At 67.6% G+C, this 14,900-nt stretch carries 13 protein-coding genes; 9 read left to right on the forward strand and 4 right to left on the reverse strand.

Going from position 1 to position 14,900, the window contains the following annotated elements; genetic code table 11:
• Positions 1 to 636 (forward strand): alpha/beta fold hydrolase (locus ACAM49_RS32685; RefSeq protein ID WP_369639410.1); only part of this gene is annotated, 636 nt, incomplete at its 5' end.
• A 4-nt stretch (positions 637 to 640) separates the two neighbouring features.
• On the forward strand, positions 641 to 2,125 hold the full coding sequence (locus tag ACAM49_RS32690) for a flavin-containing monooxygenase (RefSeq protein WP_369639411.1): 1,485 nt from the start codon (positions 641 to 643) through the stop codon (positions 2,123 to 2,125).
• On the opposite strand, the gene ACAM49_RS32695 is transcribed toward ACAM49_RS32690, so the two are convergent.
• The 3 genes from ACAM49_RS32695 to ACAM49_RS32705 all read right to left on the reverse strand — a co-directional run bounded on the left by ACAM49_RS32695 (position 2,111) and on the right by ACAM49_RS32705 (position 4,933).
• The gene (locus ACAM49_RS32695; protein ID WP_369639412.1) at positions 2,111 to 3,112 is read right to left on the reverse strand and encodes a hypothetical protein; all 1,002 of its coding nucleotides are present in this window, start codon (positions 3,110 to 3,112) and stop codon (positions 2,111 to 2,113) included. The genes ACAM49_RS32690 and ACAM49_RS32695 overlap by 15 nt on opposite strands.
• A gap of 120 nt (positions 3,113 to 3,232) precedes the next feature.
• Positions 3,233 to 3,904: a response regulator gene (locus ACAM49_RS32700; protein WP_369639413.1), complete on the reverse strand. Its 672-nt coding sequence runs from the start codon at positions 3,902 to 3,904 to the stop codon at positions 3,233 to 3,235.
• 108 nt (positions 3,905 to 4,012) lie between these two features.
• Entirely contained in the window at positions 4,013 to 4,933 is a 921-nt protein-coding gene (locus ACAM49_RS32705; protein ID WP_369639414.1) for a LysR family transcriptional regulator, read from the reverse strand.
• A gap of 138 nt (positions 4,934 to 5,071) precedes the next feature.
• Between ACAM49_RS32705 and ACAM49_RS32710 the strand changes: the two genes are divergently transcribed.
• From ACAM49_RS32710 to ACAM49_RS32720, 3 genes are read left to right on the forward strand one after another with little or no spacing between them, the layout of a single operon-like run.
• Positions 5,072 to 6,151 (forward strand): tartrate dehydrogenase, encoded by a 1,080-nt coding sequence (locus ACAM49_RS32710; RefSeq protein WP_369639415.1) that lies wholly within the window; start codon positions 5,072 to 5,074, stop codon positions 6,149 to 6,151.
• A gap of 6 nt (positions 6,152 to 6,157) precedes the next feature.
• Positions 6,158 to 7,465, forward strand: coding sequence for a 2-hydroxycarboxylate transporter family protein (locus tag ACAM49_RS32715; RefSeq protein WP_369639416.1), 1,308 nt, complete (start codon positions 6,158 to 6,160; stop codon positions 7,463 to 7,465).
• Positions 7,466 to 7,516: 51 nt separating this feature from the next.
• Entirely contained in the window at positions 7,517 to 8,890 is a 1,374-nt protein-coding gene (locus ACAM49_RS32720; RefSeq protein ID WP_369639417.1) for an acyl-CoA dehydrogenase family protein, read from the forward strand.
• A 5-nt stretch (positions 8,891 to 8,895) separates the two neighbouring features.
• Here ACAM49_RS32720 and ACAM49_RS32725 read toward each other — a convergent pair whose 3' ends face one another.
• Positions 8,896 to 9,597 (reverse strand): TetR/AcrR family transcriptional regulator, encoded by a 702-nt coding sequence (locus tag ACAM49_RS32725; RefSeq protein ID WP_369639418.1) that lies wholly within the window; start codon positions 9,595 to 9,597, stop codon positions 8,896 to 8,898.
• 79 nt (positions 9,598 to 9,676) lie between these two features.
• Here ACAM49_RS32725 and ACAM49_RS32730 point away from each other — a divergent pair, with 79 nt between their 5' ends.
• From ACAM49_RS32730 to ACAM49_RS32745, 4 genes are all read left to right on the forward strand, one after another.
• Complete coding sequence (locus ACAM49_RS32730) at positions 9,677 to 11,248, forward strand: succinic semialdehyde dehydrogenase (RefSeq protein ID WP_369639419.1); 1,572 nt, start codon at positions 9,677 to 9,679, stop codon at positions 11,246 to 11,248.
• Positions 11,249 to 11,280: 32 nt separating this feature from the next.
• Complete coding sequence (locus ACAM49_RS32735; protein ID WP_369639420.1) at positions 11,281 to 12,108, forward strand: SDR family oxidoreductase; 828 nt, start codon at positions 11,281 to 11,283, stop codon at positions 12,106 to 12,108.
• 451 nt (positions 12,109 to 12,559) lie between these two features.
• Complete coding sequence (locus ACAM49_RS32740) at positions 12,560 to 13,828, forward strand: glycosyltransferase 87 family protein (protein WP_369639421.1); 1,269 nt, start codon at positions 12,560 to 12,562, stop codon at positions 13,826 to 13,828.
• Between the two features lie 179 nt (positions 13,829 to 14,007).
• Positions 14,008 to 14,900: SPFH domain-containing protein (locus ACAM49_RS32745; RefSeq protein WP_369639422.1), on the forward strand; the 893-nt coding region annotated here is incomplete at its 3' end.

Raw genomic sequence — 14,900 nt, forward strand, 5'->3', positions numbered from 1 at the left:
GGGGTGCAGCGGGCTGGGCACGGGGTGGAAGTGGATTGTGCGGATCTGCGTGCGGTGATGGAGACGACGGGGGCGGGGCTGGTGGTGGGGCACAGCTATGGCGGGTTTGTCGCGTTGGAGGCGGCTCGGGGGAATTCGGGGATTCGGAAGATGGCGGTGTATGAGCCGGGGCTGTCGGTGGACGGGTCGATGCCGACCGAGTGGATGGAGCTGTACGAGAAGTACTTGGCTCAGGGGAAACCCTTCGACGCTTTCGTCGAGTTCGCTCGGAGTATGAGTCCGGATCATGTGCGCAGGATTCCGCGGTGGATGTTTCGGCGAATGATGCCGGTGATCATGACGGCTCCGGAGCGGGAGACGGTGTTCGGGCAGTTGGCGCAGAATCTGGTCGAGCATCGGCAGTATGTGCGGTTCGACAGCACGTATCGGCATTACGCGGAGATCAGCGCGGAGGTGCTGTTGCTGGATGGGGACAAGGATCGGCGCGCCTGGACGAACGGGGACCAGGATTATCTCGCCTCGGTGATTCCGCATCATCGGCGCGCGATCCTGCCGGGTTTGGATCATTTCGGCATCGACAAGGGCGATCCCGAGGCGGTGGCGGCCGTGGTGGGCGAATTCTTTTCGATACCCTGAAGCTATGGCCACTACGCCCGAGCACGTCGATGTGCTGATTGTCGGGGCCGGGTTGTCCGGTATCGACGCCGCCTACCATCTGCAGCGCGCCTTTCCGGGGCGGAGCTACACCATCCTGGAGATGCGGGAGGCGAGCGGCGGCACCTGGGATCTGTTCCGCTACCCGGGGATTCGCTCCGATTCGGACATGTTCACGCTCGGGTACCGGTTCCGCCCGTGGCTGGGGGACAAGGCCATCGCCGACGGCGACTCGATCCTGGCGTACGTGCGCGACACCGCCACCGAGAACGGGATCGACCGGCACATCCGGTATCGACACAAGGTGATGCGGGCTGAATGGTCGTCGCAGGACAACCGCTGGACGGTGACCGCCGATCATGACGGCGAGACCGTGGTGATCACCGCGAGCTTCCTGTTCAGCTGCTCGGGCTACTACCGCTACGACGAGGGCTACACACCGGATTTCGCAGGCACGGAACGCTTCTCGGGCCCGATCATCCACCCGCAGCACTGGCCGGGACACGTCGATGTCGCGGACAAGCGGGTCGTGATCATCGGTTCGGGCGCCACCGCCGTCACCCTCGGCCCGGCGCTGGTCGAACAGGGCGCGCACGTCACTATGCTGCAGCGCTCACCGTCCTACATCATCTCCATGCCCGCCCGCGACGAATTCGCCAACCGCGCACGCAAATTCCTGCCCGCCCGCACCGCCTACGCGCTGGCCCGCGCCAAGAACGTCGCGCTCAGCACCCTGATGTACCAACTCTCGCAACGCTATCCAAAGCGAATGAAGGCCTGGATCCGCGGCTGGCAGCAGCGCTGGCTGCCCAAGGGCTACGACATCGACACGCACTTCACCCCCAGCTACAAGCCGTGGGATCAGCGACTGTGCCTGTCGCCCAACGGCGATCTGTTCCGCGCCATCCGCAAGGACCAGCTGGACCTGGTGACCGACCGCATCGACAGCTTCACCGAGACCGGCCTGCGCCTGGAGTCGGGCCGCGACCTCGACGCCGACATCATCATCACCGCAACGGGTTTGAACCTGATTCCCTTCGGCGGCGTCGAACTGGTGGTGGACGGCCGCAAGGTGAACCTCCCCGACACCATGGCCTACAAGGCGATGATGCTCTCCGACGTCCCCAACTTCGCCTTCATCATCGGCTACACCAACGCCTCCTGGACCCTGAAGGCGGACCTGGTGTGCGAGTACGTGGTTCGCCTCCTGAAGCACATGGACCGTCACGGCTACGCGCGCGCCATCCCGGTCCGCGACCCCTCCGTCGGCACCGCCCCGTTCCTGAACTTCGAGCCCGGTTACGTCCTGCGCTCCCTCGACATCCTCCCCAAACAGGGCGACCGCGCCCCCTGGAAACTCCACATGAACTACCTGCGCGACCTCCCGAAACTCCGCTACGGCAAGATCACCGACCCCGCCATGCGCTTCGAACGCGCCAGCGATCCGGCTGCCGAGCTACGGGCGAGCTGAGGCGACACCGTCGTCGAGGGCGGGTGCGTCGCCGGTGAAGACCTCGGCGAGGTCGCGGCGCGGGGTCTCCGCCAGCGGTGCGGCGCTGATGCGCATCCATCCCGCTCGCACCATCGCCTGCGGATAGCTGCTGTCACACAACGCGAATCGGATCTCCTCGCGCAGAGCGGGCACACCCAGCGGCTCGGTCTGGACGCAGGTGCCCAGCCGCAGATCGGTAGCGGCCAGCAGCAGGGCGCTCAGTGTCTCCCCGGCGCGCAGCCGCGCGGTGTGGTCGTCGCGGTCGGTGCACACCAGCAGCCATTGCGCGGCATCGGCGTCGCCGGCGGCGTCCACGAGCACCGGATCGGCGAATTCCCGGATCGGCAGCCCGTCTTCGGCCCGCACCGGGGTGGCGTTGCGGGCGGGCACCCCGTCGAGGCCCGCGCGGCGGCCGCTCCAGGAGGCCAGCTCCACCTGGTAGAGCGCGTCCTCGGCGTGCTGCTCGGTGGCCACGCGCATGAGCTCGCCCAATCGGCCGCGTGCCGCGTCCTCCACCGGACGCACCTGTGCGCCGAAGCGCCCGGCGTAGTCGACGGCCGCGGCCAGATAACGTTGCGGCACTTGCCCGTTGGCGAAGCGGCGGCGATCGCTGCGGCGCACCAGGATCGCGGCGGCGAGGCAGATGTCGACGCTGGTCGGGGCGCGCCGCGCCAGGCGCACGGTGGCCAGGTGGTCGCGATCGCGCGGGTCGGGTGTGTAGGTGACCTCGCTGCCCCACCCCAGCGCCGCCAGGGCGACGAGCGCGTGATGCAGGGCCGCCCCGCAACTGAGCAGCAGCGCCCGCTGCTCGGGATCGGTGGCGGGCAGGTGGCGGGCGCGGTCGGCATACAGGTGCAGTGCACCGGCGGCGAAATGCCAGCGCCAGGGTTGTGAGTTATGGACAGACGGCGCGCGCAGGGCGAATCGCAGTGCCGCCTGGATTGTTTCGGGCCGGGGTTGGCTCATGACCGTTTTCGATGTTCCTCCGTACGACTGGGCTACCGTTCCAGAGTCGCGGCGGGTGCGGGTCGCGGCATCGAGCCGAAGGTCACGAATCACCATGACCTACGGGCAGCATGAGTGCGCTCAGGGTGCGGGCGGCGCTGCCTGCGGGCCGCGGGGATCGCCGGACAGGCCGAGCCGCGCAGCCAGGGCCGCGGCCTCGGTGCGCCGGCGCAGACCCAGTTTGCCCAGCGTTTGCGAGACGTAGTTCTTGACCGTGCGCTCGGACAAGAACATTTGCTGCGCGATCTGGCGGTTGGTGTGGCCTTCGCCCAGCAGCCGCAGCACCTCGACCTCGCGGTCGGTCAGATCACGCAGGGCGGCGTGGCGTTCGTCGCCGGTACGGACGTCGCGGATCAGTGCCGCGGTGGCGTGGCGATCCAGCTGCGGCCGGCCGTGGGCGACATCGCGGATGGAGTCGAGCAGCTGCGGGCCGCTGACATCCTTCACCACGAAGCCCTGTGCTCCGGCCCGGACCGCCGCGAGCACGGACTGTTCGTCGGCGAAGGAGGTCAGCATCAGGCAGTGCAGGCCGGGGCGCTGGCGCAGCAGATCCCGGCACAGCGAGATGCCGTCACCGTCGGGCAGGCGCACATCCAGCACCGCCACGTCCGGGTTCTGGCGCGGCAGCAGGCGCAACGCCTGTTCGCGGCTGGCGGCCTCGCCGACGGTGCGCATATCGGGCTGGGAATCCACCAGCTGGCGCACCCCGACCCGGACCACCTCGTGGTCATCGACGAGAAATACCCGGATCATCGTCACCACCACCGTTGGTCGCCGAGCACGGATTCGCCTGCGCCAAGATCACCTTCTGGTGGTCGGCTACCCCGGTGGCGGCTGCGCAAACGGCGTCGAGGAGGCGACTCAGGTAGCGACTGGCGACTGACCTCCGGGGATGCGAGCGTTCAGGCCCCGCACGAGATGGTCGAGCAGGGCTCGGGTGCGCCGCGGGAGGGCCGGAGTGTCGGTGTAGGTGGCGTAGATGTCCGCGCTCGGCGTCGAAAACTCGGGTAGCACCTGGACCAGCGTGCCCGCCCGCAGCATGGGACCGACCTGCCACAGCGAACGCATGATCAGGCCGCGCCCCTCCAGACACCAGCGGGTGATGACATCCCCGTCATTGCTCACCAGATTGCCGGTGACCCGCAGCGCGGTCTCCGGCTCGTCGAATCGCCAGAGCGCGTAATCGCTGTCGTTCTCACGCAGCACGAGGCAGTTGTGCCGCTCCAGGTCGGACAGTTGCCGCGGCGCGGGATGCCGACGCAGGTATTCCGGTGCCGCGCAGACGATCCGGCGATTGCGGCACAGCCGCCGCGCAGTGAGCCGTGAATCGGGGAGTGGTCCGACATGGATATCGAGGTCGAATCCGGTGCCCGCGATATTCAACGGCACCGACGACAGCTCCAGATCGATCTGCACCGCCGGATGCTGAGCCACGAATTCGGCCACCAGATCGGCGATATGGGCGCGGCCGAGCCCGATGGTGGAACGCACATGCAGGCTGCCGCGCAGATCGGCGTGCTGACCGGCGATGGAGTCCTCGAGCTCCTCGAGCTGCGCGGCCAGGCGAGCGGCCCCGGCGGCATACCGCTCACCTTCCGGGGTGAGGGTGAGCCGGCGCGTGGTGCGCTGCACGAGCGGAACACCCAGCCGGGACTCCAGCTGCGCGAGCCGCTTGCTCACCGCGGACACCGAAAGACCGAACGCGCGACCGGCCTCGGTGAGACTGGCCGAGCGGGCCACGACATCGAAGAACAGAATGTCGTCACTGGGACCGCCGCGCACCGAACCCTCCTGTCGTCCTTTCCATTTCGGAAAGAGTCTCTTGCGCATTCCGTACTATCGGCGCCGAGTGACCGGAGCCTACCGTTGTGATCCAGCCGACAGCAAAGAAGTCGGATCGCAGCGAGGAGATCGGCAATCATGGCGAACGCGCACCGAATCGCGGTAATTCCGGGCGACGGCATCGGAAAAGAAGTGGTGCCCGAGGGAATCCGGGTGCTGGAGGGCGTGGCCGCGACCCACGATTTCACCCTCGACCTCGAATATTTCGATTTCGCGAGCGCCGACTACTACACCGCGCACGGGAAAATGCTGCCGGACAACTGGTTCGACCGGCTGAAATCCTTCGACGCGCTGTTCTTCGGCGCCGTCGGCTGGCCCGAGGTCGTCCCCGACCACATCTCCCTGTGGGGCAGCCTGCTGCAATTCCGCAGGCACTTCGACCAATACGCGAACCTACGGCCCGTGCGCCTGCTGCCGGGCGTGGCGAGCCCGCTGGCCGGACGCGGACCCGGCGATATCGACTTCTACGTGGTGCGCGAGAACACCGAGGGCGAATACTCCAACGTCGGCGGGCGGATCTTCGAAGGCACCGACCGGGAGACCGTTGTCCAGGAGACGATCATGACCCGCACCGGCGTGGACCGCATCCTGCACTACGCATTCGAATTGGCCGCGCGTCGGCCACACCGGCACCTGACCTCGGCGACGAAGAGCAATGGCATTTCCATCACCATGCCCTATTGGGACGAGCGGCTGACGGAAATGAAACGCCATTACCCCGAGGTAGAGGTCGACCAATATCACATCGACATTCTGGCCGCGCATTTCGTGCTGCACCCGGATCGATTCGACGTGGTCGTGGCCAGCAACCTGTTCGGCGATATCCTCAGCGATCTCGGTCCCGCCTGCGCCGGGACCATCGGCGTCGCGCCGAGCGGGAACATCAACCCGGAACGCCGTTTTCCCAGCCTGTTCGAACCCGTGCACGGCTCGGCCCCCGATATCGCCGGGCGTGGCATCGCCAATCCGATCGGCCAGATCTGGAGCGCGGCCATGATGCTCGACCATCTCGGCGAGCCCGACGCGGCCACCGCCATCCTGACCGCCATCGAAACCGTCCTGGCACAGGGCGGCGCGGCGCTCACTCCCGACCTGGGCGGCACCGGAACCACCGAATCACTGGGCAAGGCCGTGCGAGCGGCATTGGAAATCCGGTGAGCGAGCATGAGTTCCACCGATAAGATCCGCCGCCCGAATCGCTTCGCGATCCCGGAGGTCGGCGGGGTGCCGTTACTGCTGCCGGTGATCCTCACCGCGCTGGTGCTCCTCGCCGGAGCGCGACACGCCATCCCGGAGAACATGATCGGCGGACTGGCGGTGATCGTCGGCCTGGGCATGCTGCTCGGCCCGCTGGGCAACCGCCTGCCGGTCGTCTCCCGCATCGGCGGCGGCGCGCTGGTCTGCCTGCTGACGCCGTCGATCCTGGTGTACGCCAAGGTCTTCGACGGCAATACCGTGCGCGCGGTCACGGCGCTGATGAAGCAGGCCAACTTCCTTTACTTCGTGATCGCCACCCTGGTGGTCGGCAGCATCCTCGGTATGAGCCGAAAACTCATGGTGGGCGGGCTGATCCGCATCTTCCCGCCATTGCTGGCGGGGACGGTCGCCGCGGTGGCGGCGGGGCTCGCGGTGGCCATGGCCTTCGGCTACAGCCTGCACCGGGCGCTGTTCTACATCGTGATCCCCATCATCGGCGGCGGCATCGGTGAGGGAGTCATTCCGCTGTCCTCGGCGTATGCCTCGGCGCTGGGCGGCGAGCCCGGAAGCTATGTGGCGGAACTGATTCCGGCGGCCATCATCGGCAATATCGTCGCGATCATCGCCGCGGGCGTCCTGCGCCGTCTCGGCGACAAACGCCCGGAGCTCGACGGTGGCGGGCGACTGGTCTGCGGTCCGGAAGCCGAGCTGCTCACCGCGGCACCGGAATCGGAGCCGATCCGCGAACCGAACTACGCGCTCGGCGTACTCATGATCACCGGCCTGTTCGTGTTCGCTTCACTGCTGGAGAAGCTGATCCACCTGCCCGCCCCGGTCCTGGTCATCGTGACGGCCGTGGTCTGCAAACTCGGCGGCGTCTTCCCGCCCGCGGCGGAAGCGGACGCGCGCGCCGTCTACACGATCATCGCCCGCTGGTTCATCTTCCCGACCATGGTCGGTCTCGGCATGGTCTACCTGCCGCTGAACAACGTGGTGTCGGTCCTGTCGCTCGGTTACGTGATCGCCTGCGCCGCGGTCGTTCTCGCCATGGCACTCACCGGATACCTGGTCGGCCGGGCCATCGCCATGTATCCCATCGACGCTGCCCTGGTCACCGTCTGCCACAGCGGCCTGGGCGGCACCGGCGACGTGGCCATCCTCTCCGCCGCCGACCGCATGAACCTCATGCCCTTCGCCCAGATCTCCACCCGCGTGGGCGGTGTCACCACGGTGATCTCCGCGACCTGGCTGATCCGATTGCTGGGCGCGAGCTAGCCGGTTCGCCGCCGGACGTGTCGAGCGCCACCGACGGGGTATCGACCGGATGTGACCTTCGATCTGACCCCCACCGCCGCACAACACGACCTGGTGAAGCGGGTGCACGAGTTCGCGGAGGACTGCGTACGCCCGGTGGCCGCGCATTATGACCGCACGCAGGAGTTTCCGTGGCCGGTGCTCGAGGAAGCCGCCGAACGCGGCTTCTACAGCCCGCTGTTCTATCGGGACCTCATCGGCGACCGCACCGGCCTGTCGCTGCCGATGTTCATGGAGGAGCTGTTCTGGGGGTGCGCCGGCATCGGATTGGCGATCGTGATGCCGGCGCTGGCCCTCTCGGCGATCGGCCAGGCCGCCACCCCCGAGCAGATGCTGCGCTGGGCACCGGAATGTTTCGGCACCCCGGGGGATTTGAAACTGGCGGCGCTGGCGATCTCCGAACCCGAGGGCGGCAGCGATGTGCGCAACCTGCGCACCCGGGCCGTCCGCGACGGCGACGACTGGGTGATCGACGGCCACAAGATGTGGATCGGCAACGGCGGCATCGCCGATGTTCACGTCGTCAACGCGGTGGTGGACGAGGAACTCGGGCATCGCGGTCAGGCGCTGTTCGTCGTCCCCGGCGGCACACCGGGTCTGGAGTTGGTGCGAAAGCTGGACAAACTGGGATGCCGGGCCTCGCACACCGCGGAGTTGCGGCTGAATCGGGTGCGTGTGCCGGGGGATCAGCTGCTCGGCGGCGAGGACCGGCTCGAAGAGCGGCTGGCCAGGACGCGCTCGAAGGGCGAGCGCCACGGCGGCTCGGCGACCCTGGGAACCTTCGCCCAGACTCGCCCGATGGTCGCCGCGCAGGCGCTCGGAATCGCCAGGGCCGCACTGGAATACATGACCGACTACGCCAACCACCGCGAGGCCTTCGGCGCGCCGATCATCGATCACCAGGGCATCGCGTTCCCGATCGCCGACCTGGCCACGCGCCTGGATGCCGCCCGGCTGCTCACCTGGCGCGCCGCCTGGATGGCCGCCAATCACGTGCCCTTCCTGCGCGGCGAGGGCTCGATGGCGAAGCTGGCCGCCAGCGAGGTCGCGGTCGACGCCACCGAACGCGCCATCCAAACCCTCGGCGGCTGGGGCTACATCACCGATCATCCGGTGGAGAAGTGGTACCGGGATGCCAAGCTGTACACCATCTTCGAAGGCACCAGCGAAATCCAGCGCATCGTGATCTCCACCGCGTTGGGCGCCGCCGAGGGCAAACCGCCGCTGCACGTCGAACTCGAGCCCTCCGGTGGCGCCCTGAACAAGATGTTCGGCCGCGGCACCGAACTGCGCACCAGGGCCGCCACCGCCGCATTGACGATGAAGGATCGCGTGCCCGATCCGATCAGACGGGCCGCGATGAAGGTGCTACGCCCGCCGCGCTGAGCCGGTCAGCGGGTTTCGGTGCCGGACTCGAACAAGCCCGGAATCGTGAGCGCGTACTCGATGTCGTCGCGGATGCCGAGCATGGCCAGCACGCCGCGCACCATGGTCAGGCGGGCGGCATCGATGGTGGCCTGATCCGGTTCGCCGTGCGGGGCCGCCGCGGAGATGCGGTAGACGACAAATTCGCAAATCTGCAGCGAAGTGTCGAGATCCAGATCGGCCGGAGCCGGTCGGCCCAGCGCGATCACCTTGGCGCGCACCAGGGTTCGGATATCGGCGATCGCCTCCTCGCGATACGCGGAGACCGGCGAACCCGGATCGTGCAGCTCGGCGAAGAGCGGGGCCAGCATCGGACCGTGCCCGCCCGCCCAGTGCAGATACGCCTCGATCATGTTGATGCCCAGCTCGACCGGCTGTTCGGTGCGGTCCAGGGCGTCGCGGATGCCGCCCACCAGATCCTCGTTGGAAATGGCCAGCACCGCGTGCAGCGGTTCGAGGGCATTGGCGAAATACCGGTAGAAGGTGGGCCGCGCGAGCCCGGCCTTCTCGATGATGCGCGCCACGTTCAACCCGCGCGAACCCTGCTCGGCGAAGACCTCCGCGGTCGCCAGCACGATGCGGGCGCGCACCTGGTCGGCCTGCTTCTCGGTCTGCGGCGGGCGGCCGCGGCGGGCCGCCGCCTTCGGGGTTGACATGGTGGGCGTCACATCGATTAATCTAACACCAGTGTTCATGTAACACCGATGTTCACTTAATAGCGGATACGACTCCTCGAGAGGGCGACCAATGACGACAGCCCCGCAGCTGGCCGCGGCCGACGCGCTTGATTTCGACCTGGTCCAGCGGCTGCTCGGCCATGCCGTCGCGGGCGGAGCGCCCTCGGTGGAGGTCTTCGCGCCCGCCACCGGGGCCAAGATCGTCGATCTGCCGCAGTCCTCGATCGCCGATATCGACGCCGCCTTCGCGACCGCGCGCGCCGCGCAGGAGAAGTGGGCGCGGGTGCCGGTCGGGGAGCGGGCCGCGCTGCTGCGCCGCATTCACGACCTGGTGCTCGCCGAGCAGGACATCATCCTCGACATCGTGCAGCTCGAGACCGGCAAGTCGCGCGTGCACGCCTTCGACGAGGTTTCCGATGTCGCGGTGAACACCCGCTTCTACGCCGCCGAGGGCAAATCGATTCTGGCGCACCGCAAGCCGCGCGGGGTCATGCCGGTGCTCACCCAGGTGGAGGTGCGCAACCGGCCCAAGGGCGTGGTCGCGGTCATCTCGCCGTGGAACTACCCACTCGCGCTGGGCGCCTCCGACGCGCTGCCCGCGCTGCTCGCCGGCAACGCCGTCATCGGGCGGCCGGACAACCAGACCGCGCTGACGCTGCTGTGGGCCATCGATATCGCCGAGCGCGCGGGCCTGCCCAAGGGGCTGTGGCAGGCCGTGCTCGGGCGCGGCGCGGTGGTCGGCACCGAGGTCATCGCCCGCGCCGACTATGTCGACTACACCGGATCCAGCGCGACCGGCCGGACCATCGCCCAGCAGGCCGGGGAGCGGCTCATCGGCTACTCGCTCGAACTCGGCGGCAAGAACCCGCTATTGGTGCTCGAGGATGCCGACGTCTCGGCCGCCGCCAAGATCGCGGTGCGGGCCTGCTTCGCCTCGGCCGGGCAGCTGTGCGAATCGATCGAGCGAATCTACGTGCACGACAAGATGTATGACCAGTTCACCAGTGAATTCGTCGCGCACACCAAGGAACTCGGGCTCGGCAAGACCCTCGACTACTCCTACGAGATCGGGTCGCTGACCTTCCCGCGCCAGATCGACACCGTCAGCAAGCATGTCGACGACGCGGTCGCCAAGGGCGCGAAGGTGCTCGCCGGCGGCAAGGCGCGCCCGGACCTGGGCCCCTACTTCTACGAGCCCACTATCCTCGAGGGCGTGCGCGAGGGCATGACCGTCTACCGCGAAGAAACCTTCGGACCGGTCGTCTCGCTGTACCGCGTGCACAACGACGACGAGGCCGTCGCCCAGGCCAACGACACCGCCTACGGACTCAACGCCAGCGTCTGGAGCAAGGACATCACCCGCGCCCGCGAGGTGGCCGCCCGGGTCCGCGCCGGATCGGTGAACGTGAACGAGGGCTTCATCGCCGCCTGGGGTTCGGTCGCCGCGCCGTCGGGTGGGCTCGGCATTTCCGGCACCGGCCGTCGGCACGGACCCGAGGGCCTGCTGAAATACATCGATACGCAGACCATCGCCGTGCAGCGGGGCCGGCCCATCGCGCCGCTGCCGGGCATGTCCGAACAGCTGTGGGCCAAGACCATGACGCTCTACCTGGGCGTCATGAAGACACTGCGGCAGAAGTGAATCCGCATCACCGGCAGGGGAACAGAGGGGTAATGAAGACCGTAGCGGGCAAGAAGGTCCTGGTCACCGGTGCGGCTATGGGGCTGGGCAAGTCCTTCGCCCAGCGCGCGGTGGCCGAGCAGGCCAGCGACGTGGTGCTGTGGGACATCAACGAGACCGCGCTGAAGGAAACCGCGGCCGAGCTGGCGGCCCAGGGCAGCAGCAAGATTCACCACTACGTGGTGGACGTCTCCGACCGTGACGCCATCGCCGAAGCGGGCGCGGCCGTGCGCGGCGAGGTCGGCGATATCGACGTGCTCGTCAACAACGCGGGCATCGTGCGCGGCAACGGGTACTTCTGGGAGACGTCGAACAAGGCCGACATCGACAAGACGATGGCGATCAATTCCCTTGCCCCGATGTACATCACCCTCGAATTCCTGCCCGCCATGGTGGCCAACACCGGCGTCGAGGGCCGCGTGCTCAATATCGCCTCCTCCGCGGGCCTGGTCGCCAACCCGCGCATGAGCGTCTACGCCGCCTCGAAATGGGCCGCCCTCGGCTGGTCCGACTCCGTGCGCCTCGAGCTCGAACAGTCCGGCAACGAACACGTCAAATTCACCACGGTGTGCCCCACCTACATCAACACCGGAATGTTCGACGGCGCCAAGGGCTTCTGGTTCACCCCCATCCTCGACCAGGAAGAAGTAGTCGACACCTCCTGGACCGAAATGAAAAAGGGCTCCGCCCTCGTAGTCCTCCCCTGGACCTCCCGCCTCAACCGCGCCATCTCCGGCCTCCTCCCCCTGAAGATCCGCGACTTCTACCTCAACACCGTCGGCGTCTACCACTCCATGGACGAATTCACCGGCCGCAAGTAGCGACCCTCGACACCAGGCCCGCGCGACCCCCTCGCGCGGGCCTGACTCGTCCCGAATCGAACCCGATTCGGGTCCTGCCGACAGCGCTCCGTGTCGAGGCCACCGTCGATGCCCGCGCCGCGAACGAGCTCGCGACGATGTATGCGGCTAACCAGGACTCCGCGAGCGAAAGGCCCACCCTCACCCTGTGCCCAGCGCTGACTGCCCCCGAGCCGCCCGAGAATGCACTGGTGTATAGCTCTTCTCGACGTTCGGATCCACCAGTGCATTCTCGGCACTCAGCGGGGCGGGGGTGTGCGCGTGTGGGGGAGGTTGAGGTGCTCGGTTCGCGGGTGGACGCATCGTTGAGGGGTTGCGTTCTTGTGGCTGTGACCAGGCGGGGATGGGCATTGAGGCGATCTGGTCGGTGCGGGTTAGTGTCTGGGGGCGGTCGCCGATAAAGTGGTGGCGGATGACTGGTTCTACCGCTGTTGCTGTGCCGAAGTCGCTGGACCGCCGATTCGGGCGGGTGATGTGGCTGGTTCCCGCGTTCTGTGTGGGCTTCACCGTGTTGTGTTTGACGCGGCCTGTGTGGCCGTTCAAGCAGATCACCGGGGGGTTCATCGACCTACAGGTGTATCGGCTGGGGGTGCAGACGCTGTGGCACGGCGGGGACATGTACGGCCAGTTGCCGCAGACCACCATCGGGATCGGGCTGCCGTTCATCTATCCGCCGTTCTCCGCGCTGGTGCTGTCGCCGTTCGCGTGGCTGCCGTGGGAGGCGGCTCGGGTGGGGTTCTTCGTGACCTCGGTGGCCGCGCTCGCGATCTCGTTCTATCTGGTAGCGCGCCGGGTGTGGCCGGGGGAGAGCCGCAAGCTGCTCGCGCTGTGGGTGACCGCCTGTGCGACGCCGCTGGGGCTGCTGCTCGAACCCGCGCATTCGACGCTGGACTTCGGGCAGGTCAATCTGCTGCTGATGGTGCTGGTGGTGGCCGACTGCCTGGCGGAGAAGCCGAAGTGGCGGCGCGGCATGCTGCTCGGCATCGCCGCCGCGGTGAAGCTGACGCCCGCGGCGTTCGTGCTCTACTTCCTGATCCGGCGTGATTACAAGGCCGCCGCGACGGCCGCGATCACCGGTGCCGCGGCGACCGCGCTCACCTTCGCGGTGCTGCCGCACGCGTCGATGAAGTACTGGTTCGGCGGGCTGGGCAACGTCTCGGGGCTCAGCGGTTCGGCCTTCCACACCAACCAGTCGATTCAGGCCGTGCTCGCCCGGTTCGACATTCACAAGCCGCTGCTCACGATCCTGTGGCTGGTGCTGAGCGCCGCACTGCTGGCGCTGGTGGTGCCCGCCATGCGCCGCGCGGCCGACTTCCCGCCGCTGGCGCTCGCGATCAACGCGGTCTTCACCCTGCTGGTGTCCCCGATCTCCTGGTCGCACCACTGGATCTGGATCGCCCCGGCCCTGCTGGCGATGCTCGGCTACGCCACCCGCCTGCCCTGGCCGCAGGCCGGGAACTGGTATCTGGTCACCGCGATCACCGTCGCGGTCTTCGTGATCGGCCCGCAGAACTATCTGCCGGACGGCGAGCACCGCGAAACCCACTGGACGCCTTGGCAGCACATCCTCGGCAACACCTACGTGTGGTTCAGCGTCCTGCTGGTGGCGCTGTTCCTGTTCAGCACCCGGCGGGAAAAGCAGCCCACCCAAACCGCTGCGGTATCGGTGGCCGATCGCTGATACCGGTAGCAGACCGCTATGGCCCGCGCGAGAATCCTCGTGCGGGCCTTGCTCGTTCATGAATCATTAACACTGTCCGTGGTTGGCTCGATAGCAACGTGACGGTGACCGCGCGCGCCCACGGTCCGTGCCATACTCGGCCGGGCCGGGCGTACGCCCTGAGGGAGGACGAGAACTTAATGGGCCTGTTCGACATGATCCGCGGCGAATTCGTCGACATCATCGAATGGTTGGACGACACCCGCACCACGCTGGCGTGGCGGTTTCCGCGCTACGAGAACGAGATCAAGAACGGCGCCGAGCTGATCGTCCGGGAGGGGCAGCAGGCCGTCTTCGTCTACCGCGGGCAGCTCGCCGACAAGTTCGGGCCCGGGCATTACACGCTGACCACCGAGAACATGCCGATCATGTCCACCCTGCAGGGGTGGCGGCACGGGTTCAACTCGCCGTTCCGGTCCGAGGTGTACTACGTCAATACCCGCGCGGTCACCGATATGCGATGGGGCACACCGCAACCGGTCACCGTGCGCGACCCTGACTTCCGGATGGTGCAGATCCGCGCCAACGGCACCGCCAATGTGCGGGTCACCGATATCGAGGTGTTCCTGCGCCAGATGATCGGCACCAATGCCGAGGTCGACGCCGATGTGCTCAGTGAACAGCTGCGCGGCAATGTGGCGCTGGCGTTCTCGGACATGGTGCTGGCATCGGGCTTGGGCGCCATCGACCTTCAGGGCCGCCAGGTCGAACTGTCCGGCAAGCTGGGCGAATTCGTCAACCAGCGGCTGGCCGGCTTCGGCGTCGGGGTCGAGGGCGTCACCATGAGCATCTCGCTGCCCGAGGAGATCCAGCAGGCCATGACCCGCGGCGTCGCCCGCGGTGTCGAGGCCGGCGGGTTCATGAACAATGTCGACCTCAACCGCTACCAGCAGATGCAGGCCGCCGACGCCATGCTCGCCGCCGCCCAGAACCCCGGCGGCGGAATGGGAGCCGCCATGCAGGCCGGCATGGGCGTCGTCCTCGGCGGCCAGATGGCCGGAGCCATGCAGGGCGCCATCCAGCCCCAACAGCC

Origin of the sequence: Nocardia sp. JMUB6875, from assembly GCF_041154655.1 — a bacterium.
In the GTDB taxonomy this organism is placed as follows: domain Bacteria; phylum Actinomycetota; class Actinomycetes; order Mycobacteriales; family Mycobacteriaceae; genus Nocardia.